At 59.0% G+C, this 23,624-nt stretch carries 14 protein-coding genes; 8 read left to right on the top strand and 6 right to left on the bottom strand.

Annotated features, from left to right (window positions below):
* Window positions 1-36 precede the first annotated feature (36 nt).
* The 3 genes from K2Q04_RS10035 to K2Q04_RS10025 all read left to right on the top strand — a co-directional run bounded on the left by K2Q04_RS10035 (window position 37) and on the right by K2Q04_RS10025 (window position 9,891).
* On the top strand, window positions 37-5,733 hold the full coding sequence (locus K2Q04_RS10035) for a HAMP domain-containing protein (RefSeq protein ID WP_291162740.1): 5,697 nt from the start codon (window positions 37-39) through the stop codon (window positions 5,731-5,733).
* A 10-nt stretch (window positions 5,734-5,743) separates the two neighbouring features.
* A complete protein-coding gene (locus K2Q04_RS10030) occupies window positions 5,744-7,675 on the top strand; it encodes an HWE histidine kinase domain-containing protein (protein ID WP_291162737.1) in 1,932 nt (643 codons plus the stop codon).
* A gap of 305 nt (window positions 7,676-7,980) precedes the next feature.
* Window positions 7,981-9,891, top strand: coding sequence for a glycoside hydrolase family 15 protein (locus K2Q04_RS10025; RefSeq protein ID WP_291162734.1), 1,911 nt, complete (start codon window positions 7,981-7,983; stop codon window positions 9,889-9,891).
* A 9-nt stretch (window positions 9,892-9,900) separates the two neighbouring features.
* Here the strand turns inward: K2Q04_RS10025 and K2Q04_RS10020 are convergent, their stop codons facing one another.
* On the bottom strand, window positions 9,901-10,998 hold the full coding sequence (locus K2Q04_RS10020; protein WP_291162731.1) for an HWE histidine kinase domain-containing protein: 1,098 nt from the start codon (window positions 10,996-10,998) through the stop codon (window positions 9,901-9,903).
* Window positions 10,999-11,277: 279 nt separating this feature from the next.
* Between K2Q04_RS10020 and K2Q04_RS10015 the strand changes: the two genes are divergently transcribed.
* Genes K2Q04_RS10015 through otsB form a run of 4 tightly spaced genes read left to right on the top strand, consistent with a single transcriptional unit; the run spans window position 11,278 to window position 15,479 of the window.
* On the top strand, window positions 11,278-12,747 hold the full coding sequence (locus tag K2Q04_RS10015) for a trehalose-6-phosphate synthase (RefSeq protein ID WP_291162728.1): 1,470 nt from the start codon (window positions 11,278-11,280) through the stop codon (window positions 12,745-12,747).
* Window positions 12,748-12,799: 52 nt separating this feature from the next.
* Window positions 12,800-13,558, top strand: coding sequence for an ROK family protein (locus K2Q04_RS10010; RefSeq protein WP_291162725.1), 759 nt, complete (start codon window positions 12,800-12,802; stop codon window positions 13,556-13,558).
* Window positions 13,555-14,649 carry a carbohydrate kinase family protein gene (locus K2Q04_RS10005; RefSeq protein ID WP_291162722.1) on the top strand — a complete coding sequence of 365 codons (1,095 nt, stop codon included), beginning with the start codon at window positions 13,555-13,557 and terminating at the stop codon, window positions 14,647-14,649. Before K2Q04_RS10010 ends, K2Q04_RS10005 begins: the two co-directional genes overlap by 4 nt.
* A gap of 14 nt (window positions 14,650-14,663) precedes the next feature.
* A complete protein-coding gene (gene otsB / locus K2Q04_RS10000) occupies window positions 14,664-15,479 on the top strand; it encodes a trehalose-phosphatase (protein ID WP_291162719.1) in 816 nt (271 codons plus the stop codon).
* 6 nt (window positions 15,480-15,485) lie between these two features.
* Here otsB and K2Q04_RS09995 read toward each other — a convergent pair whose 3' ends face one another.
* The 3 genes from K2Q04_RS09995 to K2Q04_RS09985 all read right to left on the bottom strand — a co-directional run bounded on the left by K2Q04_RS09995 (window position 15,486) and on the right by K2Q04_RS09985 (window position 20,207).
* Complete coding sequence (locus K2Q04_RS09995) at window positions 15,486-17,270, bottom strand: hypothetical protein (RefSeq protein WP_291162716.1); 1,785 nt, start codon at window positions 17,268-17,270, stop codon at window positions 15,486-15,488.
* Window positions 17,271-17,405: 135 nt separating this feature from the next.
* The gene (locus K2Q04_RS09990; protein ID WP_291162714.1) at window positions 17,406-19,178 is read right to left on the bottom strand and encodes an ABC transporter ATP-binding protein; all 1,773 of its coding nucleotides are present in this window, start codon (window positions 19,176-19,178) and stop codon (window positions 17,406-17,408) included.
* 159 nt (window positions 19,179-19,337) lie between these two features.
* Window positions 19,338-20,207, bottom strand: a complete 870-nt coding sequence (locus K2Q04_RS09985; RefSeq protein ID WP_291162711.1) for a glycosyltransferase family 2 protein — start codon at window positions 20,205-20,207, stop codon at window positions 19,338-19,340.
* 528 nt (window positions 20,208-20,735) lie between these two features.
* Here K2Q04_RS09985 and K2Q04_RS09980 point away from each other — a divergent pair.
* Window positions 20,736-21,239, top strand: a complete 504-nt coding sequence (locus tag K2Q04_RS09980) for a ferritin-like domain-containing protein (RefSeq protein WP_291162709.1) — start codon at window positions 20,736-20,738, stop codon at window positions 21,237-21,239.
* Between the two features lie 82 nt (window positions 21,240-21,321).
* Here the strand turns inward: K2Q04_RS09980 and K2Q04_RS09975 are convergent, their stop codons facing one another.
* Entirely contained in the window at window positions 21,322-22,305 is a 984-nt protein-coding gene (locus K2Q04_RS09975) for a GDP-L-fucose synthase (protein WP_291162706.1), read from the bottom strand.
* A gap of 15 nt (window positions 22,306-22,320) precedes the next feature.
* Window positions 22,321-23,394, bottom strand: a complete 1,074-nt coding sequence (gene gmd, locus K2Q04_RS09970; RefSeq protein WP_291162702.1) for a GDP-mannose 4,6-dehydratase — start codon at window positions 23,392-23,394, stop codon at window positions 22,321-22,323.
* Window positions 23,395-23,624 lie beyond the last annotated feature (230 nt).

Below are 23,624 nucleotides of genomic sequence, written 5' to 3'. Positions count from 1 at the left end.
TGTCTGGGGTTAATTGCGCCGTGCGGGGAGTTGTATATGTCGGAGCAGATCGTCGCCGTTGGGTCCGACCGAATTACTTCGGGGCCGGGCAGCATTCTGTTTGAGATGCTCCAGACACTTCAAGCGGTTAAAGCCGGCGACTTCAGCGTCCGCATGCGCGGCGATTGGGAAGGTCTGCCCGGAAAAATCGCCGACACGGTCAACGACATTATTATTACCAACCAACGCATGGCGAACCAGCTTCAGCGCGTCGGCCAGGTCGTCGGCAAGGAAGGACTGACGAACGAGCGCGTGAGGCTCGGTCTTGCGCACGGCGCGTGGGGCGATATGGAGCAGTCCGTCAACTCGCTCATCGACGACTTGCTGCAGCCGACGACCGAAGTGACGCGGACGATCGAAGCCGTGGCGCAAGGCAACCTCTTGCAGCCGATGCGTCTCGACGTGGACGGGCGTCCGCTCAGGGGCGAATTCCTGCGTTCGGCAACCATCGTCAATACGATGATCAAGCAGCTCTCGGTTTTCACATCCGAAGTGACGCGCGTTGCGCGCGAGGTCGGCACCGAAGGCAAGCTCGGCGGACAGGCGCAGATTCGCGAGGTGACCGGCGTCTGGAAAGACCTGACCGAGAGCGTCAACTCGATGGCTTCGAACCTGACCGCTCAGGTTCGCAATATCGCGGACGTTACGATCGCGGTTGCGAACGGCGACTTGTCGAAGAAGATCACGGTCGACGTGCGCGGCGAGATCCTGCAGCTGAAGGAAGCCATCAACACGATGGTCGAGCAGCTTCGCTCGTTCGCGGCGGAAGTGACGCGCGTTGCGCGCGAGGTCGGCACCGAAGGGCGTCTCGGCGGCCAAGCCGTCGTTCCGGGCGTCGGCGGCACGTGGAAAGATCTCACCGACAACGTCAACCTGCTCGCCGCAAACCTGACGACGCAGGTTCGCAACATTGCCGAAGTGACGACCGCCGTGGCGCGCGGCGACCTTTCGCGCAAGATCACCGTCGACGTCAAAGGCGAAATTCTCGAACTCAAAAACACCATCAATACGATGGTCGATCAGCTCAATGGCTTCGCTTCGGAAGTGACGCGCGTTGCGCGCGAGGTCGGCACCGAAGGCCGCCTCGGCGGTCAAGCGACCGTGCCCGGCGTCGCCGGTACGTGGAAGGACCTCACCGACAACGTCAACTCGATGGCCGGCAACCTGACCGGACAGGTTCGCAATATCGCCGAGGTTGCGACGGCCATCGCGCGCGGCGACTTGTCGAAGAAGATCACCGTCAACGTGTCGGGTGAAATCCGACAGTTGAAGGAAACCATCAACACGATGGTCGATCAGCTCAATGCCTTCGCTTCGGAAGTGACGCGTGTTGCGCGCGAAGTCGGCACGGAAGGCAAGCTCGGCGGACAGGCGCAGGTGTCGGGTGTTGCGGGAACTTGGAAAGATTTGACCGACAGCGTCAACTCCATGGCTTCCAACCTCACGACGCAGGTTCGCAATATCGCCGAGGTTTCGACGGCCATTGCGAGCGGCGACTTGTCGAAGAAGATCGAAGTCGACGTTCGCGGCGAAGTGCTGGAGCTGAAAGAGACCATCAACACGATGGTCGATCAGCTCAATGGTTTCGCCTCGGAAGTGACGCGCGTCGCGCGCGAGGTCGGCACGGAAGGCAAGCTCGGCGGACAGGCGACCGTGCCGGGCGTCGCGGGAACGTGGAAAGACCTCACCGACAACGTCAACTCGATGGCGGGCAACCTGACGGGTCAGGTTCGCAATATCGCTGAGGTGACGACGGCCGTGGCGCGTGGCGACCTTTCGCGCAAGATCACCGTCGACGTCAAAGGCGAAATTCTCGAACTCAAGAATACCATCAACACGATGGTCGATCAGCTCAACGCCTTTGCTTCCGAAGTGACGCGCGTTGCGCGCGAGGTCGGCACCGAAGGCAAGCTCGGCGGACAGGCGCAAGTGTCGGGCGTCGCCGGTACGTGGAAGGACCTCACCGACAACGTCAACTTCATGGCCGGCAACCTCACGGCCCAGGTTCGAAACATCGCCGAAGTCGCAACAGCCATTGCGAGCGGCGACCTTTCAAAAAAGATCACCGTCGACGTTCGCGGCGAGATTTTGCTGCTCAAAGAAACGTTGAACACGATGGTCGAGCAGCTTCGCTCGTTCGCGGCCGAAGTGACGCGCGTTGCGCGCGAGGTCGGCACCGAAGGGCGTCTCGGCGGTCAAGCCGTCGTGCCGGGCGTCGGCGGCACGTGGAAGGACCTTACCGATAACGTCAACCTCCTCGCCGCAAACCTGACGACGCAGGTGCGCAACATCGCCGAAGTGACGACCGCCGTGGCGCGCGGCGACCTTTCGCGGAAAATCACGGTCGACGTCAAAGGCGAAATTCTCGAACTCAAAAACACCATCAATACGATGGTCGATCAGCTCAACGGCTTCGCTTCGGAAGTGACGCGCGTTGCCCGCGAAGTCGGCACCGAAGGCCGCCTCGGCGGTCAGGCCACGGTGCCCGGTGTCGGCGGTACGTGGAAGGATTTGACCGACACCGTCAACGTCATGGCGGCGAACTTAACGGAGCAGGTTCGCGGCATCGTGAAAGTCGTGACCGCGGTTGCCAACGGCGACCTCAAGCCGAAGCTGACCGTCAAATCCAAAGGCGAAGTCGCGGCGCTAGCCGAGACGATCAACGACATGACGGACACGCTGGCGCTCTTCGCGGATCAGGTGACGACGGTCGCGCGCGAAGTCGGCGTCGAAGGCCGCCTAGGCGGCCAGGCGAACGTTCCTGGCGCCGCCGGTACGTGGAAAGATCTCACCGGCAACGTCAACCTGCTTGCGGCAAACCTCACGACGCAGGTCCGCGCGATCGCTGAAGTGACGACTGCGGTGACGAAAGGCGACTTGACGCGCTCCATTCAGGTCGACGCGCGCGGCGAGGTGGCCGAGCTCAAAGACTACATCAATACGATGATCGGAAATCTGCGGTTGACGACGCAGCTCAACACCGAACAGGACTGGCTCAACACAAACCTCGCCCGCTTCACGAGCATGCTGCAAGGGCAACGTGACGTCATAACCGTCGCGAGAAAGCTGCTGTCGGAACTTGTGCCGCTGATCAATGCGCATCAGGGCGTGATCTACCAGTTCGATGCGACGCGAAGCGAGCTGAAGATTCTCGCGAAGTATGCCGACGATGTGGACGTTCGATATCCCGACAGGCTCGAGCTTGGTTCGAGCCTCATTGGACAATGTGCGATCGAAAAGAAACGCCGCGTCCTGACGGATATTCCGGAGCCTACGACTAGCATCGACGCTGTTGTGTTCAAGGCCCCTCCCCGCAGCGTCATCGTGCATCCGATCACGTTCGAAGATCAGATCAAGGCCGTCATTTCCCTCAGTTCTCTGCAGAATTTCGAGCCGGCTCAGCTGATGTTCCTCGAACAGCTATCGGTCAGCATCGGCGTCGTTCTGAACAGTATCGAAGCGACGATGCAAACGGAAAGCCTGCTGATGCAGTCGCAGCAGCTCGCGGCCGAGCTTCAAGACCAGCAGAAGGCGATGCAGAAGACGAACGAAGAGCTGGCGCAGAAGGCGCAGCAGCTCGCCGAACGCAACGTCGAAGTCGAACGCAAGAACGAGGAAATCGATCAGGCCCGCCGCGCCGTCGAAGAGAAGGCCGCGGAGCTTGCGCTCACATCGCGGTATAAATCCGAATTCCTCGCGAACATGTCTCACGAGCTCCGGACGCCGCTCAACAGCATTCTCATTCTCGGACAGCAATTGACCGACAATCCCGACGGCAACCTATCCGACCGGCAGGTCGAGTTCGCGCGGACCATTCATGGCGCCGGCACGGATCTTCTGAATTTGATCAGCGACATTCTCGATCTTTCGAAGATCGAATCCGGAACGGTGTCAGTCGACGCCGAGGAGATTGCGTTCAACGGGCTGATCGAAGCCGTAGCGCGGCCATTCCGTCACGAGGCGGAGCGGCGCGCGCTCGATTTCCAAGTGATCTTCAATGCGGATCTAGGGAAGTCGATTTTTACGGACTCGAAGCGCCTGCAGCAGGTGCTGAAGAACCTGCTGTCGAACGCATTCAAGTTCACACGCGAGGGCCACGTCCGGCTGACAGTCAAACCTGCGACCGGAAAATGGGGACCCGATCATCCTATCCTCTCGGCGGCGCAGACCATCGTCGCCTTCGAGGTGCAAGATTCGGGGATCGGTATTCCTGCCGACAAACAAAAGCTCATCTTCGAAGCGTTTCAACAGGCGGATGCGAGTACGAGCCGAAAATACGGCGGTACCGGTCTTGGTCTCGCGATCAGCCGCGAACTCGCCCATCTTCTCGGCGGCGAGATTCAGCTCAGAAGCGAGCCTGGAGTCGGCAGCGTGTTCACGCTTTACTTGCCTCTCCGCTACGCGACGCTGGCGAGCGAGGTGCGGACCAAGCCCGATTCCGTCGCTCCAGTGCCGGTCCCGATGTCACTCGCCGGGCCGCTGCCGCCGCCGATCGAAGACGATCGCGACAACATCGCTGCCGGAGATCAGGTTCTTCTCATTGTCGAGGACGATCCGAACTTCGCGCGGATCCTGCTCGACGCGGCGCACGAGACCGGATTCAAAGGCATCGTTTCTCAACGCGGCATCGATGCCATGACGCTCGCTACCGATTTCAATCCGACCGCCATTTCCCTCGACATCCATCTTCCGGACGTGCTCGGCTGGTCGGTTCTCAGTCAGCTCAAGCACAACCCGCTCACCCGGCATATTCCGGTTCAGGTCCTTACGCTCGATGACGATCGCCATCACGGGTTGGCGCGCGGCGCATATTCGTTCCTTACGAAGCCGCTGCAGTCGGAGCAGCTGAAAACAGCGTTACGCAAGATCGGCGCCTTCTCAGCCTCCAAAACCAAGAAGTTGCTGATCGTCGAAGACGACACTTCCGAATTATTGAGCGTCTCGGTACTGCTCGAAGATAGCGACGTCGAAATCTTGACAGCATCCAGCGGAAATTCCGCCATCGAAACTCTGCAGAACGAGAACGTGGATTGCGTCGTTCTCGACCTCAAACTGCCGGATATGTCGGGTTTCGAAATCCTCGAACACATGAGCCGTCAGGATGCGATGCGGGATATCCCCGTCATTGTCTTCACCGGGCGGGAGTTGTCGAGCGAGGAGAACTTGCAGATCCGGCAATACGCCCGTACGATCGTGGTCAAGGGTGTGGAATCTCCCGAGCGTCTTCTCGACGAGACCGCGTTATTCCTGCATCGTGTCGTTACTGAACTTCCGGCCGAGAAGCAGGAACTATTGTCTCGGTTGCACGATACAGATGACTATCTGATCGGACGCAAGGTCCTTCTGGTTGACGACGACGCGCGAAACATATTCGCGTTGAGCAGTCTCCTCGAACGTCGCGGCATGGAAGTCCTGACGGCGACGACCGGATTGGAAGCGATCGAAACCTTGAGTACGACCGATGTTTCGATCGTCTTGATGGATATCATGATGCCGGAGATGGACGGCTATCAGACAATGCAGAAAATTCGGAGCAGCGAGAAGAACCAGCGGCTGCCTATCATCGCGCTCACTGCAAAGGCAATGAAGGGCGACCGCGAGAAATGTCTCGAAGCCGGCGCATCCGATTATCTGGCGAAGCCTGTCGATACGGAGCAGTTGATTTCCGCGTTGCGCATGTGGCTGCACCGCTAACGGGGAAACCATGACAGGCGAATCCGCTTCGACAGAACCCGTCAACATTCTTCTCGTCGACGATCAGCCGGGAAAGCTGATGACGTACGAGGCCATTCTCGATGGCCTCGACGCGAACCTCATCAAGGCGACGACTGCCGAAGAAGCGCTGACCGCGCTGCTCAAAACGGACATCGCGGTTATCCTGATGGACGTTTGCATGCCCGATCTCGATGGCTTCGAGCTGGCGGCGATGATCCGTGACCATCCGCGCCACGAGAAAACCGCCGTCATATTCATCTCGGCAGTTCGCATTGAAATCGACGACCTGCTCAAAGGTTACCGGACGGGCGCGGTCGATTACGTGTCGGTTCCGGTCGTGCCGGAAATTCTGAAGGCGAAAGTCCAGATTTTCGTCGAGCTCTATAGAAAGACCCGGCAACTCGATGCGCTCAACGCCGAACTCGAGGAGCGCGTGCGCCAACGCGCGCTACAGCTCGAAGAATCGCATGCCCGTCTGCAGGAGAGCGAGGAACGGCTACGCCTTGCGAGTGAAGCCGCGAACCTCGCGACATTCGAATTCGACCAGAAGGCGCAGACCCTGCAATGGTCGGCCAATATCTCGGAGGTTCTTCATAACAACCTGCCGGAGCATCAAACCTTCGAGTCGTTCGTTCAGTTCGTACACGAAGACGACCGCGAAATGGTCCGCAGCTATGTTCGCACCGCAAATTACGCGGAAACGACAGCCGAATTGGAATTTCGCGTAACGGGTGCGCGTGGCGTTGCATGGATTCTCGCCCGTGCCCGCGCCTTCAGCACCGGCAACGCCGAGACGCCGCGCGTGCTTGGAACGCTGCTCGACATCACCGATCGAAAGTCCGCCGAGAGCCATCAGCAGCTTCTCATGGCCGAACTCGATCACAGGGTAAAAAACATTCTCGCCAACGTTGCGGCGATTGCCCGGCTCTCGAGTTCAAACGCGGTTTCGGTCGCCTCGTTCGCGTCGGCGCTCGACGGGCGCATTCATGCAATGTCTGCTGCGCATGATCTTCTGCGGCAGAGCAGCTGGACGGGCGTCGATCTCCACGAACTCGTTCAGGGTGCGCTGGCGCCGTTCCGCTCGCGAACGGACAACGACATCGTCGTCGACGGCGAGCGCGTCCGGCTGACATCGAAGTTCGGTCAGTCCATGGCTCTCGTGCTGCACGAACTCGTCACGAACGCAGTAAAGCACGGGGCGCTCTCGGCTTCCGGAGGAAGGGTCGCCCTCAGCTGGTCGCGGATCGCGACGCCGGACGGCGACAAGATCGGATTCTCCTGGCGGGAGAGCGGAGGTCCGCCTTGCGCCAAGCCCGAGCGCAACGGATTTGGGCTCGCGGTCATTCGCAGCGCTGCATCGGAATGCGGCGGCGTCGCCGAAATGAATTTCGCACCGGAAGGCTTCCAATTCGACTTCCAGGGCGAGTTGTCGACACGGACACACATGGTGGGCACACGCCACATAGCAATTGTTCCGAAAGCGAGAGGGCCGTTGGTAGCGGCCAACATGCCGGCGCCTCATCGTCCCTGCCGCATCCTGCTCGTTGAAGACGAAGCCCTCATCGCCATGCAGCTGAAGCTCGATCTCGAGGCGGAAGGTCATACCGTGCTTGGGCCGATTGGCCGGCTTTCCGATGGCCTGAAGGCCGCCGCGGATTCCAATTTCGACATTGCGTTAATCGACATAAATCTTGGTGCGGACAACAGCGCGCCGATTGCTGAAATCCTCGACCGGCGCCGGATCCCGTTCGCCTTCACCACGGGATACAACGATCTCGTGTTTCTGCCGCCTCGACTGCGGGACTACCCGCATCTGACGAAGCCCTACAATCCGGCTGATGTGAAGGATCTCGTGAGCACGCTCGCGTACGGCGCCGAGGAGCGCCGCTCCGCCGATAGCGCTTCCAACCAAGTCGCGTAAAGGCCGCTGCCTCTTCGGGAATAGTCGTCGGCTTGCGTGCACCATCGAAATGGATAACGGCGCGTTACTTAAAATCGCTCGTCAAAAGTAAGACACCCAGTTCAGATTGGGCGGGTTCCTTTGCTCGCTCTTGAAATGCCCCTTTGTTGGCCCGATCTCCTACGAAGACATCGCCTTCGTAGAGCATACTAATATAAATTGGGCCGACGCTCCGGACGCCGTTCCCGCCGTCGTGCGCCGCAGGCAACCATCGTCGTCGCTTCGGAGTTGTTCCCGTTTGCAAGTTTCACTCCTAGGGGGACCTGATGACCCTGTCGACTTCCCATCCTTATCGCTCGTCACTCGACGTCGCGGCGATTGGCAACGGGCGCGTCGCTGCGCTCATTGATCAGGGCGCACGCATCGTCTGGTGGTGCTTTCCGCGGCTGGATGGCGATCCGATTTTTTGCCGGTTGCTTGCCGGTGACGAGGAGAAGGGTTTTTGCGACGTCGTGCTCGACGGGCAAGTCTCAGCGACTTCGTATTACATTCGCAACACGAGCATTCTGGAGACGATCCTGATTGCCGAGAATGGCGCAAGCGTCAAAGTGACGGACTTCTGCCCGCGTTTCTGGCGCTACGACCGGTCCTTCCATCCCGCACAGCTCGTTCGCCGGATTGAACCGCTGAGAGGAAGGCCGCGAATTTCCGTGCGCGTTAGGCCAACCTCCAATTACGGGCAGCCTGTCACCAACTCCTCCTACGGATCGAACCACGTTCGCTACCTCTGCGGTTCCTCGTCCGTTCGCGTCACGACCGATCTTCCGGTATCTTATATCGCCCACGAGACGTCGTTCTCGCTGACGCATCCGGCGACGCTTGTTATCGGCGCGGATGAGCCGATCGAAAGCTCGATCGATTCCATGTCGCGAGAGTTTCTGGAGCGCACGCGCGATTTCTGGGTGACGTGGGTGCGCGGGCTTGCCGTCAGCTACGAATGGCAGCCGGAAATCATACGCGCGGCAATTTCGCTGAAGCTCTGCACTTACGAAGAAACGGGCGCAATCACAGCGGCCCTGACGACGTCGATACCGGAAGCACCAAATACTCCCAGAACGTGGGACTACCGATTCTGCTGGCTGCGTGACGCATATTTCGTCATCCGCGCGCTCAATCGCTTGGGCGCCACGCAGTCGATGGAAAACTATCTCGACTACATCACGACCGTCGTCTCCGACACGCAGAGCCCTTTGAAGCCGGTTTATGGCATCGTCCACAATGATGCCGCTCAAGAGAGCATCGCCCCCCACCTCCAGGGCTTTCTCGGAATGGGTCCGGTGCGCGTCGGCAACCTCGCCTCCGACCAACTGCAGCATGATGCTTATGGCAGCGTCATACTTGGCGTCGCTCAGATGTTCATCGATCAGCGGCTGCCGCGGATGGGCGACGTCAGCCTTTTTCGCGAGCTTGAATATCTCGGCGAACATGCGCGCCGTCTCTATCTGGAGCCGGATGCGGGCATATGGGAGTATCGCGGCCGGATGCGCATTCATACGCATTCGGCAGTGTTGTGCTGGGTCGCTTGCGACCGCCTCGCCCGTATAGCCACGCTTTTGGGATTGGGTGAGCGCGCCGTCTACTGGAAAGAATCCACCGACAAAATCCGCGCAGAGATTCTCAGTAGAGCGTGGAGCGAAAAGCGCGGATCGTTTACAGGCGCATTCGATCACGAGGAACTCGACGCCAGTGTCTTGTTGTTGGCGGATCTTGGTTTTATGCCGCCGAGCGATCCGCGCTTCGTCAAGACGGTCAACGCCGTTGGCCGGGAATTGATGCGTAACGGATTGATGCTGCGCTACGCGGCAGAGGACGATTTCGGCTTGCCGGAGTCGGCGTTCCTTGCTTGCCAGTTCTGGTACATCGACGCGCTCGAATCTGTCGGACGCAAAGAGGAGGCGCACGGGCTCTTCTGCGAACTTCTCAAGAAGCGCAACGCGTTTGGGCTCATGAGTGAAGACCTCAATCCCGCAACGGGCCAATTGTGGGGCAACCTTCCGCAGACCTATTCCATGGCCGGGATGATCAATTCGGCGATGACACTATCGAAGACATGGGAAGATGCTTGGTCGGGGGTGGCACCAAAACACGATGTAACCCCCATCGAACAGGAGCGGGCCGAGCGTGAGCCTTCCGCAGCAGGACTGCATCTGCCGCGCCGATCTCTGAACATCAGCTGAGCTTCGACGTCAATTGAACGAGGCTGCCCGACCGCGCGTGCGGCGCGTCGTCGTCTGTTTCAAGATGGCGACCATGCGGCAGCGGACCCCGTGTTCGTTGAACTCTCGCTCCACTTTCGCGCTCGGAAATCCGCTATCGATCAACGTGGTTCCTAACCCTCGCCGTTCCGGTGCGGTGACGCGCGGGCCGCCTCGCTCGTCCCAGACAAGCTCGAAGGACATTTCATCATCATCGATTTTGGTCAGGGTCCATTTCGCGCTTACCGTTCCGCGCGCTTCAGACCAGGCGCCGTATTTGATCGCGTTCGTTCCGAGTTCGTGAAGCGTCAACGCGAGCGCGCTTGCGACATCGCCGGGGATGATCGTATCCGGGCCACCCATTTCGAACCGCTGCGCGCCCGGGGGCACCAGAGGCTTCAACGTTTCGGCGATCAGCTCACGCAGCGAGGCGCCTAAGAAGTTGCGCGTCGCGATCAGGTCCATCGCATTGCCCATTGCCGAGAGACGCCCGGCGAGCGACTGGGCAAAGCCGTTTACGTCGCGGCTATATCGCGCCGATTGGCTGACGAGGCCGGCTATGACCGCGAAGGTGTTTTTCAGGCGGTGGCGGAGCTCGATGTTGAGCTGCTCCAGCTGGAGTTCTCCCAGCGCGCTGTCTTGAAACAGGGCTTCGTTGCGCGCCCGCTCGTTCATCAGGCTCTCGACCTTTCGGTTGAGGAGATGAACGACTGCGATGATGAAGAACGAGAGGATCGCAAAGCTCCCAAGAGCAACGATCGTCGCGGGGGTGATCTCGCCCCATCCGGGACCGGGAAGGAAAAAATACCAACTGAAGAGAAAGGACGCTGCGGCGACCAGCAAAGCGGGCCCGGTTCCCGCGACGAGAGCCGTTAGGAGGATCGCCAGAAAGAACGTCAAGAAAGGGGTGGTATCCTGCAACCATCTTGACAGCCCCATCCGTGCCAACGCGGCTAGGGCAAAAATCGCGATGCCTATCGGATAGGCGTAAAGTGCCCTGCGCCGCAGGCGCGGAAACACACGTTCGATCAGATTGTCGACGAGTTGAACCATTCGCCCCACGAACGGCCCCGCGCCTCCATCCAGCATTCCGGCGGAGCTCAAGAGCCGTCGCCGTCCCCCATTTGCGTTAAAGCCTGTAGCTATCACGAATTGCGCGCGCTTGCGAGTGCCGGACTAACCGCTGTGGCAAAGAATGCGCGTCGTCGCCGACCTCTCCACTTCAAGGTCCCAAGCAGAACAGGCCCAGAACGCTAGGTCCGGCGCAATGAGGGAACCCGTAGCAATCCCGGGGGTTTACATCCAGATGAAATGCCACGCGGGGGTCTGGCTTTTACCAAGCTCACGCGTCGGAAAGAAGGAGTTATCGTGGCCAGGCTTGTCATGGTTTCGAACCGGGTCATCGACTTCAACGTGGCTCAGCAGGCAGGTGGAGTCGCGGTTGCGATTTATAACACTCTCGCACGTCAGAGCGGATTCTGGTTCGGTTGGGACGGACAAATCGTCGATAGCGATCGCGTTGAGATAAAAGTCTCCCGCGCGAATGGTCATATGACGGTAACCGAGCCGCTGACGCCGGCGGATTATGCCGAATATTATCTCGGCTATTCGAACTCGGTGTTGTGGCCGGTGTTTCACAATCGTCTCGATCTCGCGCAGTTCGAGGCCGGCTATTATTCCCGTTATGTAGCGGTGAACGAGCGCTTCGCGTCCCATCTCGCCCCCCTCATCGAGCCCGACGACGTGATCTGGGTGCACGACTATCACCTGTTGCCGATGGCGCTTGAATTGCGCAAGCTCGGCATAGAAAATCCGATCGGCTATTTCCTGCACATTCCCGTCGGTCCGGCCCAGGCTTTGCTCGCCATTCCGGAAAACAAGGAGATGGCCAGGGCGCTCAGCGCCTACGATCTTATCGGCCTCCAGACGCAGTCAGATGTGCGCAATTTGATCGACTTTATTCAGCAAAGCGTCTTCGGGAGGCTCTTGCCTTCGGGCCGCATTCGCGTTTTCGAAGCAGAGCTCGATATCGGGTGTTTCCCCGTCGGCATCGATCCGGCCGATTTCGCATTCAGTCCGGGCGAAGCGGAAGCCTTGAAGGCCGCCGACACATCCGAGACAAATCGGATCATCGGCATCGACCGGTTGGATTACACCAAGGGCCTTCCGCAGAAATTCCGCGCTTACGGAAAATTCCTCGACGAATATCCAGACTATCGGCGGCGTATCGTGCTGTCGCAATTTGCGCCGCCGACGCGTGAAAGCGTCGAAGCCTATGCCGACATCAAGGCCGAGCTTGAGTCCCTCGCCGGCTCCATCAACGGCCGCTTCGGCGAACTCGACTGGGTGCCTATCAATTACATTCACAGGACCATCCCTCGTGCCGAGCTTCGTGATGTCTATCGCTCGTCCCGCATCGGTTGGGTGACGCCGCTTATGGACGGCATGAATCTCGTCGCCAAAGAGTTTATCGCGTGCCAAGATCCGGCTGATCCTGGCGTCCTCATCCTGTCGAAGTTTGCCGGCGCCGCGGCGCAACTCGCCGACGCGGTTCTGGTCAATCCGTACGACGTCAACGATATGGTGCAAGGCTTGCGGATTGCCCTCGAAATGCCGCTCGATGAACGACGCGAGCGCCACGACCGGTTGCTCAGCGGCATTCGGAAGAACGATTCAAACGACTGGAGTCACAGCTATTTCTCGGCCCTCATGAAGGCCGGGCAACGCCGCTTCGCGCGGTCGCCGAAGTCATCGCCCGAGATGGGGCAGGCTCTCGAACGATTGCAGAGTTCGGCTAAAAAAATATCCCACCTAGCCGATTTACGGCAAACGTGGTGACATAATGGGTGTCATCTTGGATAGAAAAAGCATTCCCAACCGGGATGAAGCCATGTCCAATCCGAACATTCTGTGCGTGGACATAGGCGGCACGTTGGTCAAGACGGCAACGGTCAACGCCTCCGGTACGTTGATATCCGATTTCATAACGACGCAGACACCCAAGCCGAGCACGCCGGAAGCACTCGTCAGCCTGATTACCGATATCGTGAAGACGTTGCCGACGTTCGGGCGCATTTCGGTCGGCTTTCCGGGCGTGGTTGGACGCGAGCACATAAAAACGGCGCCCAATCTCGGCACGCATCATTGGACCGGCTTCGACCTCGAGAACGAACTCGGGCGGGCTTTCGGCGTGCCGGTTCGCGTGCTGAACGATGCCATCGTCTATGGGTTGGGGGTTGCCAAGGGGCCGGGCCGCGAATGCGTGCTGACGTTCGGAACCGGAATGGGCTGCGCACTTTTCTGCAATGGGACAGCGTTCTTCGGGCTCGAGCTTGGCCAGCACCACGCGAACGACGAACACAACTATGACCAATATATCGGGCACGCCGCGTATCTGGAACTTGGTGACGAGGCTTGGAATGAACGCGCTAAGCGCGTGCTCGCGGCCGTGCAGGCTCTGACCAACGTCGATCATCTCTACATCGGCGGAGGCAATTCGCGGCGCATCACATTTGCGCTTCCGCCATGGGCCAGCGTCGTTCCACCGGCAAGTGGAATTGCAGGCGGTGCGCGCCTCTGGCGGTCCGAGATGGATCAGTGGTTCAGGCAGTCGACCAATCTTGTCGGGGAACGCACGGAGTCGAGATGAACGTTCTCACCATTGGCGGCGCAATGGTTGATACGATCGTCACGATTGCGAGCGACAAGATCGAGCAAGTGAAGATGCGCAATGCCGAGAGCTCGTTCCTTCTTCTCGAAGAAGGGCACAAGACGGAGGCGGAGGAAATCGCATCAAGCTGCGGCGGCGGCGCGGTGAATGCGGCCGTTACGGCATCCCGGCTTGGGCATCATACATCCATCATCGCCAAGATAGGGCGAGACGATAAGGGGAAAACGATACTCGGCCTGCTCCGCGCCGAGGGCGTCGACGTTTCGTGGATCGCCCTCGACGACCACGAACCGACCGGATCGTCCGTCATCATTTCATCGCACGACAGGAACGCCGCGGTCTTTACTTACCGCGGCGCGAACACGAAAATCGAAGCCAGCGATCTGCCGCACCAGGCATTTGCGGGCCGCGACCTGGTTTACGTGGCCAACCTCAGCAATCAGTCGGCGAACTGTTATCCGCTCGTCGTCGAGCATGCGAAGGCCGCAGGCGCGCTTCTTGCCGTCAATCCCGGCGTGCGCCAACTCACCGCCCGTTTCGACGACTTTTGGCACAGCCTCAAGCACATCGATATTCTCTGCGTAAACCGTGCCGAAGCTCAGACCTTGATGCCGCGGCTCCTGCAGTCATTCGGGGACGGCGGCGCCCCGCTTATCGCGAAAAACGATGAGCCTATTCCGCCGCTTGCCAAACGTGGCCTGCGGAGCGGCGGCTACGAAATGTCATTGGTTAAGTTTCTCGGCGCACTGATTGCACTTGGCGTCGGCGTCATCGTGCTGACCGACGGCGCGAATGGGGCGTTCATCGCGCGGGCGCAGGAACTCCATTACCGTGCTGCGGAGCATGTCGTCGCAGCGGCAACGACGGGCGCCGGTGACGCTTTTTCCTCAACATTCGCGTGTTATCTTGCAGATACTCAAGATGCTGGGCGCGCACTTGGTGCGGCAGCAATCAATGCAGCCAGCGTCGTGAAATTTATCGACACCCAAACTGGCCTCCTCACCAGGGCGGCATTAGAGCGAGAACTCGAACGCGCCAGCGAGGCGCCGCTATTTAGTTTTTCCATTTGAGCAGGGGAATTTTCTTGACGCAGCAATTGAAGAAAAGCGCCACGCGCAGCGAAATCGCCGTGTCGAGCGAGAACCGTGCGATTGCTGCGCGCAAGATGGTCGAGCGTCTCATCGCCAACGGCGAGCCCGTGGCGCTTTTCCTTGACGTCGACGGAACGCTTCTCGACGTTGCGCTGACGCCCTCGACCGTGCACGTACCCGCTTACCTTCCGAAGCTTCTCGATGAGATCGCCGAACGGTTGCATGGCGCTTTGGCAATCGTGACCGGGCGGCCGTTGGAAGAAGTTGACCGCCTGCTCCATCCCGCAAAATTCGTGGCGGCCGGCGTTCACGGCGGCCAGATGAGATTGTCCGACAAGGGCAAGATCGAAACGCTCACGCCGAGCTTCAATCCGGAGCTGGTGATGGATCTCAAAAAGATCGTCGAAGATTTGCCCGGCGTCGTCTACGAGGACAAGGGCAGCGGGATTGCGCTGCATTACCGGCTTGCTCCCGAGCTTCAATCATCCTTGTTGATGCTGCTCGAAACTCTCGTACCGAAATATCCGACCGAATTTTCGATTTGCGAAGGCCGCAAGGTGGTCGAAGTTTTGCCTGTTGGTTTCTCGAAGGGACGCGCACTCAGAAAACTCGCCACCCTCCCGGCGTTTGCCAACAAAATTCCCGTGATGGTCGGGGACGATATCGCCGATGTCGACGCGTTTCGGGCGGCCGAGGACCTTGGGGGATTTGGGTTGAAGGTCGCGGGTGAAAACTTCTCCGAGTCCGAGTCTTCCTTCTATGGCCCCTCGGAAGTTCTCGACTGGCTTCAAAAAATTGCAAACATCTGACGCCCGCTAAGCCGCTTCCGCTTGCGCCGGTGCTTCGCTCCGGGCGCCGCCCGGTTCATTCAGGACCATCAGAAGCGGTGTCAATCCATCCGTATCGACAAGTTTGAAGATTTCGATGTCGCTCCGCGCCTTTTCGCTCCAGCCGGCGATCTCTAGCGCGCGTTCGGCTTTCGAGAAGAGCCCATGATTTCGGACGGCTCTCTTATCGACGTATTGCTTTAGATCTTCGCCCGTCAGCCCTTGCTCTTCCGCCCATTTTTTGCGGATTGCGGTCAGGTCGGTATCGCTTCCCTGCGATTCCTCCTTCTTCAGCTTCTTGAGTTCGTTCTCCTGGAAAAGCCACCACTTGCCCCCCTTCGGCCAGCGAACGAGATCGAGGTCGCTCAATACGCCTGCCAGTTGATTGACGGCCATTCCTTTCGCGGCTTCGTCCTTATTGTCGGGATCGCAGCTGTAGAGATTTGGGATCACCAGATATGACGCTTTGTTGTGATGAACGAAGTGCCGGCGCACCCATTCGAGATCGGCGCCGGGCGCCCGATTGATTGCGGTGTCGATCGCATCGCGAATTTGCCGGGCGAGCGTGCCCGAGGGGCGGACGGACGGCGGTTCGCGCGGCGGGTTGATGATCGCCAACGCGAGAAGGCCCATGTCGATGCCGATCGTCGCCAGAAGGGCGATAACATCGCGGCCCGTTATGGGCTCGCCTTCATCGGTGTGTCCGGCCGTTAGGACCTTGCCGCCGGAGACGATGTAACGGAACGCGCTCGCCGTGTAGGCGCCGATATTGCTCCAGAGATTTTTGACGGCATTTGCGACGCCGGCCGGCCCTTCGTTGAACACGGCTTCGCGCAGTTTCAGCTCGGCAGGTTGGTCGGCTTGTGCCGCGGCATCGCGCAACCGCTCGGCGAGCGTCGGATCGAAACACGATGACCCGGATTTTCCAGGTGGCTGCGATACGGAATCGGCAAGCGCGCGCATTTCCGACGCCGTCGATTGACCGAGCTGGTTGCTGCGGGCCGCAATGTTGCGTGCGAGGCCGCGAATTTCGGATGCCTTGTTCTCGAAGTTACGCTGGCGTTCCTCAATCGTCGCGCCCCCGAGCACATCCGCCGCCTGGCGCAGAGACTGCACATCGGCCTGCACCGGTTCGAGCCACGACTTCGTCATGCCATCGCGCAGCGCACTGACGGCGTCGCGCACGCTTCTGCGTGCGTTGTAGAGCGGCCCCTTCCCTGCCCCGGATGCAACGCCGCAACTGCCGCCGCTCGTTTCCTCGCGCGTCATTTGGCTGTCGGACCAAGCGACGACGTTGTCGAGTTGGCCGCGCACGGCATCGAGCCGTGCTGCCACGGCGGCGCTGGCGTCGCGTGCGTCCTCCTGGAGCCCGGCCAAGCCGGTCTTCGTGGCTTCCTGGCCCGAGATCAAGCTCCACCAGAACCCGTAGCCGAAGCCGATCGACCAGATGGCGAGGAATACGTAGAGCACCCCGGTGATCAGTCTCTGGCCGAATGGGCGCTTGGCTCCGAACGTCTCGCGCAGCGTGAGCCACAGCAGAAACGTTAGCGCAACGACGACTGCAGCGACGAGAACGTCATTCGAGATCGAAATGCCGCCGGTTGGCGCTGCCGGCGTCGACGAGACTCCGACGATGAAGTCGCGCATGCCGTGCCAGGTGGCATATCCCGAGATGATCAGCAGCATGAACGAGGCGATGCCGATCAGCGTGTTTCGGCCGAGGATGTAGTCGATCGTTCTGCTGATCAGGTTTGGCTGCGCTTGATCCGGCATACTCAATCCCCACGCTGACTCTCGGGTATTGAGATAGCGGAATTGCGGGGGGACTTCAGTTGCCCATGAGCAACAGTCGGCGCAATCGCGTGTGTCGGGGCGGCGGCCAGCCGTCGGGACGTGTGCGAGGCGAGATCAGACCGCTTCCGCCAGCGGCTGTTTGTTTTCGAGATATTTCGCGAATTGAAGCTTGAAGAGGCGGCTGTAAGCCCCGCCGTTGGCGATCAACTGATCATGCGATCCGCTTTCGATGACGCGCCCGGCCTCGATCACATGAATGAGATCGGCGTGCAGGATGGTCGACAGGCGGTGCGCGATGACGAGCGTGGTTTTTCCCTTCGTCAGGTTGCGCAGCTCGCGCTGAATGGCGTCCTCGGTTTCACTATCGAGCGCGGACGTCGGCTCGTCGAGAAGAATGATGGGAGCGCGCTTCAGGTAGGCTCGTGCGAGAGCGATGCGCTGGCGCTGGCCGCCAGAGACCTGCGCTCCGAGCTCTCCGACGGGGCTTTCGTATCCTCGCGGCAACGACATGATGAATTCATGAGCGCTGGCCGCTTTGGCCGCCTGGATGCACTGTTCGTCGGATGCGTTGTCGAGGCCAGCTCTGATGTTATCGATGATCGAGCCTTCAAAGAGAAATGCATCCTGACCGACAACGGAGATGTTGTGGCGCAGCGATTTGAGAGAGACATCCGCGATCACCTGGCCGTCAATCTCGATAACGCCCGAATCCGGCTCCCGAAGCCGTTGCAGCAATGCGAATACGGTTGATTTTCCGCCGCCTGAATGGCCAACGAGCGCCGTCACCTTGCCGGCGGGGACCGAGAACGACATTCCATTGATGACGGGCTTGTTCTCGACGTATCTGTACGAGACATCGCGCAGCGCGATCTGGCCGCTCTTGATCACGAGCTCGGGGCGCCCCGGAGGTTCGTCCTCGCGCGCGGGGCTGTCCATCAATTCATACATCATGCGAACGCCGACGGCGGCTGTTGCGAGCTGCAATTGAACGCGCGAGAGCCTGCGGCCGGGATCCGCGCACATCAGAAGAGCCGTGATGAAGGCGAAGAACTGCCCGGGGCTTTCCCCGTGATAGAGATTTCGCCAGCCGGCATAGAAAACAACTGCGGCGACCGCACAGCCGCCGATCGTCTCCATGAGCGGGTTCACGCCGGCGCCGATGCGGAGCATTTTGTTGGACAGGCGCTGGACAGCTTCGATCGCATCGAACATTCGCACCCGCATCTTGTTTTCGAGCTGGAATGATTTGACGACCTGCGCGCCTTGGCTGACTTCTCGCGTAATCTGAACGATGCCGCTCAGCGAGTGAACCTCGCTTCGCGTCGCCTTCTTGATGCGTTCGACCATCTTGCGTGACGACAGGGCGGCGACCGGCCCGCCGATCAGCGCAATGGCCGAGAGGATCGGATCCAGCGCAATCATCGTGATGACGAGACCGACGATCGTGAAGAGATCGCGACCAAGGTTCAGAGACACCATGTTCAGCATGTCTCTGACGGCGTTCGCGTTATACGACATCTTGGTGACGAGCTCGCTCGAGCTGTATTGCTGAAAGAACGCGACGTCGACTTTCAACATATGCTCGAACATGCGCTTTTGCGTCTGCGCGACAAGACGATTGCCGATCGTACCGAGAACGACTTCAGAGAAGTAGGCGGCAAACCCCTTCGCCACGAATATCGCGACGATGCCAAAGGTGATGCCGACGAGCGCGGCACGATTCTGATGCACGAAAATCGTGTCGATCACGTACTTCAGCACGTACGCGCTCAGCGATGTCATGGCCGCGACCAGCAACATGCAGACAACGACGAGCGCATACTGCGGCGCGTACTCCCGGCCGTTTTCCTTCATGAGCCGTTTCAGGAGATCAAAGGTCGTCGGCATAGGTTTCTCTAGGTCGCCCGTCGTAGAATTTGTGTTGGTTTCCGCCCGTCACACGTACGTTGATTTGCGCCCCGGCTAAAGTCAACGGTTGCGGCCCTCCGCATCACACACGGATGCCCCTCGCCCCCTCTGTGCGGCTCGTTAGTACGGCGACGGCTGCTACCCGTACAGTGGCATTTCTGCCGCCGGAGAAACCGCAGCGGCTTTGGGGTTGGTTTGACCTTCGATACTTTCTTGACCATCGGCAATACTATCGGGCTCGGCCCGAGCCTTAGAGCTTCTGTCCCGCCACATGTGGAAAATTTTCAACAGCCGGTAGTCCGCCTGGACCCATGAATACCGGAGGCCGTTCTTGCCTCCCATGAAATGCCGTCTGCCAATGTAGTACTTGAAGAAATTGACGGGAAACTCGATGGCCATGCGCGCCAGGAGCTTTGCGGGGGTCGAGGTGGCGTGCTTCGCCGAGAGCTGCATCCTTTCGGCGAGCTTTCGCTTCAGGTCCTCGTAGCTCCGGAACGAATAATGGTAGGCGGGGGCGCGAAGTATCCCCACGGGGTGGCCGTCGGTTACGACGAGATCGTGCACGATGGAATCGCGGAACCTTACTATCCGGCGATCATACAATCGCACGTACCAGTGATCGCGCGCCCAGCGCCTCGGCCGGGAGGTGTTCGGATAGACGAGTTCGATTGGCATGCCATAGGCGACGAAGCGCGGGGCGACATGCGCAAAGAGCGAGATAATTTCTCTCCTCAATGCCGAGGTTACCACCTCGTCCGCATCAAGATTCAGCACCCAGTCATTGCGGCACTGATCTTCAGCAAATCGCTTTTGTCCGCCGAAGCCCAGCCATCTTTGCGTGATCACACGGCACCCTTCGGTTGCCGCTACGCGGACCGTATCGTCAGTGCTTTCGCTGTCGACAACGACAATCTCATCGACCCACGGGCGAACGGATCGGATGGTACGGGCAATACGATCGGCTTCATTTTTTGCGATGATGAAACAGGAGATCGGCAATTTATCCATAAAAAAATGCCTTTCAGAGGCTTCGTTAAACTCACCTCACGCATAACGTATGGCTGTACGCATCATCTCGTAAAATAGGGCGCCCGCAGTTTGCTCACACTTTTCATTTTCCAGTGTGGACGGGGCCTTATGCACTCTACTGAATTGCATTTGATTCATCCTCGACCTAACGGCCGATGTCGTTCGAACTAACTCGATTTTTGCGGGGCGCGCCCCGTCTGATTCTTGAAATAAACTTAGGTATGAGCTGATTAGTCCGCATACACCTCAGGCATCACGATTGACAGCGCCGGCGCGCGTGTTTGCACGATTATTATTTCGGAAGTTGCGGCCCTGCCCCGCGCGTTCGGTGGATGACGCGCGCAGCCTCGCGAAGACAGAATTTCCGGCCAGCTCCGAAACTCGCCTGTTCTCAACGCGTTTAGAACAAACACTGTTCGATTGCATTTTCACGGGCAGTCTCCACCTTCAAGTTGCAGCAACCCCAACGCCCCGCCGCTCATCAAATCCGAATGAAGGAATGTCGCCATGGCTACCAGCGGAGTTTCTGAAAGACCTGTCACGAGAAGCGAACTGGCAGACCTCCTGAACGAGGATCTAGCTCGGGAGTATCAGGCGATCATCTCCTACACGATCTATTCTCAGGTCCTCAAAGGCGCGCAATACATGAACATTGCGGATCAGTTGGAAACGCATGCGCACCAAGAACTCAAACACGCTCTGATTATCTCGCGGCAGGTGGACTATCTTGGAAAAATGCCGGTAGCGATGCCGAAGCCGGTACGGATCTCGGAAGATCCCAAAACCATGTTGAGATACGATCTCGACAATGAAAACCAAACCATCATGAATTATCGTCAGCGCGTGCGACAGTGCGAGGCCTTAGGCGAATACGCCATGGCGGAACAAATCCGTGAAATCCTCATCGACGAGCAAGATCACCAAATCGATCTCGCGACAGCGCTTGGAGAGGATCCGCCCGATCTGACGAAGCGCGCCCCCGAGGACGTTCGCCCCCGTGCCCCTCATTAAAATCGGCTGCTCAAGGGACGCATCGAGAGCGCGCCTTCAATCAAGAGCCGGCTGCTGGCGCCGCCTGCCGAACGATTTTGTTTTAGGCCGCTTCACCGGACGCAAGATAATTCCGGTAGGTGCTTTCCAGACCCTGCTCAAAACTGATCTGCGGGCGCCAGCCGAGGGCCTTGAGCTTCGACCCATCCATCAGCTTTCGCGGCGTCCCGTCGGGTTTGGACAAGTCTTGCGCAATCTCGCCTTCGAAACCAACCACTTTGCACACGACTCTCGCAAGGTCCGCGATTGAAATATCTTCGCCCGATCCAACGTTGATGTGTTCGTCTTCTGAATAGAATTTCAAAATGTGCACCAGCGCGCTGGCGCAATCGTCCACGTGTAGAAACTCGCGGCGCGGCTTGCCCGAACCCCAGATAACAAGAGACTTCGCGCCGGACATCTTCGCCTCGTGCGTCTTGCGTATGAGGGCCGGAATCACGTGGCTTGTATTGAGATCGTAATTGTCGCCCGGTCCATAAAGGTTGGTCGGCATTGCCGAAACAAAATCGCAACCGAATTGACGTCGATAGGCCTGCCCGAGTTTGATGCCCGCGATCTTTGCGATCGCGTACCACTCGTTCGTCGGCTCAAGCGAGCCGGTGAGAAGCGCCGCTTCGACGATCGGCTGATCGGCGAACTTCGGATAGATGCAAGACGATCCGAGAAAAAGCGCCCGTTCGACACCGTGATCCGCCGCACTCTTCGTCACGTTCGCTGCGATCATCAGGTTGTCATAGAGAAAATCCGCGGGATAAGAGTCGTTCGCCAAAATGCCCCCGACCTTAGCGGCGGCCAGCACGACGACCTCTGGGCGTTCGCGCTTGAAGAAGGCAGCCACTGCAGATGAATCCCGGAGATCCAATTCGCTTCGCGGAGACGTCAGAATCTCGCAGTGCTCATCCTGCAATCGCCGCGCGATTGCCGAGCCGACCATGCCGCGATGTCCCGCAAGGAAAACTCTTTTGCCCCGCAGATCGTAGCGGTATGTGGATCCGATCGCAGGCAAGCTTTCGTCTATGACTGCCATGGTTTTCGGCCTGCTTCAGCTTGCTGTACGGTCTTTGCGCCAGGTCTCTCTGGCGACCGCTTTCATATCGCTCTCCACCATCTCGGAGACAAGCTGCTTGAAGTCCGTCTTATGATGCCAGCCGAGCTTTTGGCGCGCCTTTGACGGGTCACCCAGCAGCTCCTCCACTTCGGTCGGACGGTAGTAACGCGGATCAATGCGCACAAGGTCTTTCCCGGACTTCTCGTCCACGCCGATTTCGTCTTTTCCAGAACCTTGCCACTTGATCCGGCGGCCAACTTTCGCAAACGCCAGCTCGACGAATTCACGAACGGAATGCATCTCTCCCGTTGCGATGACGTAGTCGTCGGGCTCCGGCTGCTGCAGAATGAGCCACATTGCCTCGACGAAGTCCCGCGCGTGTCCCCAATCGCGTTGGGCGTTCAAGTTGCCTAGGAACAAGCGCTCTTGCAGACCCAGCTCAATCGCAGCAATTGCTCTCGTAATTTTGCGCGTCACGAATGTTTCGCCGCGCGTCGGGCCTTCGTGATTAAACAATATGCCGTTGGACGCGTGGAAGCCATAGGCCTCGCGGTAGTTGACCGTGATCCAATAGCCGTAGAGCTTGGCCGCCGCGTATGGCGAACGCGGATAAAACGGCGTCGTTTCACGCTGGGGTTTTTCTTGGACCTTGCCGTAAAGCTCCGATGTCGACGCTTGGTAGAAGCGGACTTTGTCGCCGAGCCCCAGGATACGAATGGCTTCGAGAATTCGCAGCGGGCCGAGCCCGTCGGAATTTGCGGTATACTCCGGCGTCTCAAAGCTCACCGCCACATGGCTTTGCGCAGCAAGATTGTAGATCTCCGTCGGACCAATCTCCTGGATGAGACGAATGAGGTTGGTCGCGTCGGTCAGATCTCCGTAATGAAGAAAGAACCGGGTCTCTTCCTCGTGGGGGTCCAAATAGAGATCGTCAATTCGTTCAGTATTGAACGATGACGAACGTCGCTTTACGCCGTGAACCGTGTAGCCCTTATCCAATAGAAGCCGAGCGAGATAGGCGCCGTCTTGACCGGTTACCCCGGTAATCAGTGCACAGCGTTTCGTCACTTTTGGTTTCCCCCCGCGGTCACTCAGATGACGCGGCTGCTTACGCCGCAGCCCCCTCAGCATTCTTCCGATTTGACGTTTTCCCAGTCAATGGCGATGCGGCTCTACCACACGGCTGGAGGCATTAAGTCCCACACTTACTGGGAAAGTGGACTTAGAAAACCCGAGCTGGCCACTCGGAGCCCGCGATGTCACTGAACCCTTTTCACGTCCAACTGACGTTGTTGTGG

Origin of the sequence: Hyphomicrobium sp. (assembly GCF_019753045.1) — a bacterium.
Taxonomy (GTDB): Bacteria; Pseudomonadota; Alphaproteobacteria; order Rhizobiales; family Hyphomicrobiaceae; genus Hyphomicrobium_B.
This window is presented reverse-complemented; position numbering and strand designations above follow the sequence as displayed.

Excerpts from the sequence above, each read along its gene's own strand:
- K2Q04_RS10020 (WP_291162731.1), bottom strand. The coding sequence starts at position 10,998 with ATGCTGGATGGAGGCGCGGGGCCGTTCGTGGGGCGAATGGTTCAACTC.
- K2Q04_RS09995 (WP_291162716.1), bottom strand. The coding sequence starts at position 17,270 with ATGCCGGATCAAGCGCAGCCAAACCTGATCAGCAGAACGATCGACTAC.
- K2Q04_RS10035 (WP_291162740.1), top strand. The coding sequence starts at position 37 with ATGTCGGAGCAGATCGTCGCCGTTGGGTCCGACCGAATTACTTCGGGG.
- K2Q04_RS09975 (WP_291162706.1), bottom strand. The coding sequence starts at position 22,305 with ATGGCAGTCATAGACGAAAGCTTGCCTGCGATCGGATCCACATACCGC.
- K2Q04_RS09990 (WP_291162714.1), bottom strand. The coding sequence starts at position 19,178 with ATGCCGACGACCTTTGATCTCCTGAAACGGCTCATGAAGGAAAACGGC.
- K2Q04_RS10010 (WP_291162725.1), top strand. The coding sequence starts at position 12,800 with ATGTCCAATCCGAACATTCTGTGCGTGGACATAGGCGGCACGTTGGTC.
- K2Q04_RS10030 (WP_291162737.1), top strand. The coding sequence starts at position 5,744 with ATGACAGGCGAATCCGCTTCGACAGAACCCGTCAACATTCTTCTCGTC.
- K2Q04_RS10005 (WP_291162722.1), top strand. The coding sequence starts at position 13,555 with ATGAACGTTCTCACCATTGGCGGCGCAATGGTTGATACGATCGTCACG.
- K2Q04_RS10025 (WP_291162734.1), top strand. The coding sequence starts at position 7,981 with ATGACCCTGTCGACTTCCCATCCTTATCGCTCGTCACTCGACGTCGCG.
- K2Q04_RS09985 (WP_291162711.1), bottom strand. The coding sequence starts at position 20,207 with ATGGATAAATTGCCGATCTCCTGTTTCATCATCGCAAAAAATGAAGCC.
- K2Q04_RS09980 (WP_291162709.1), top strand. The coding sequence starts at position 20,736 with ATGGCTACCAGCGGAGTTTCTGAAAGACCTGTCACGAGAAGCGAACTG.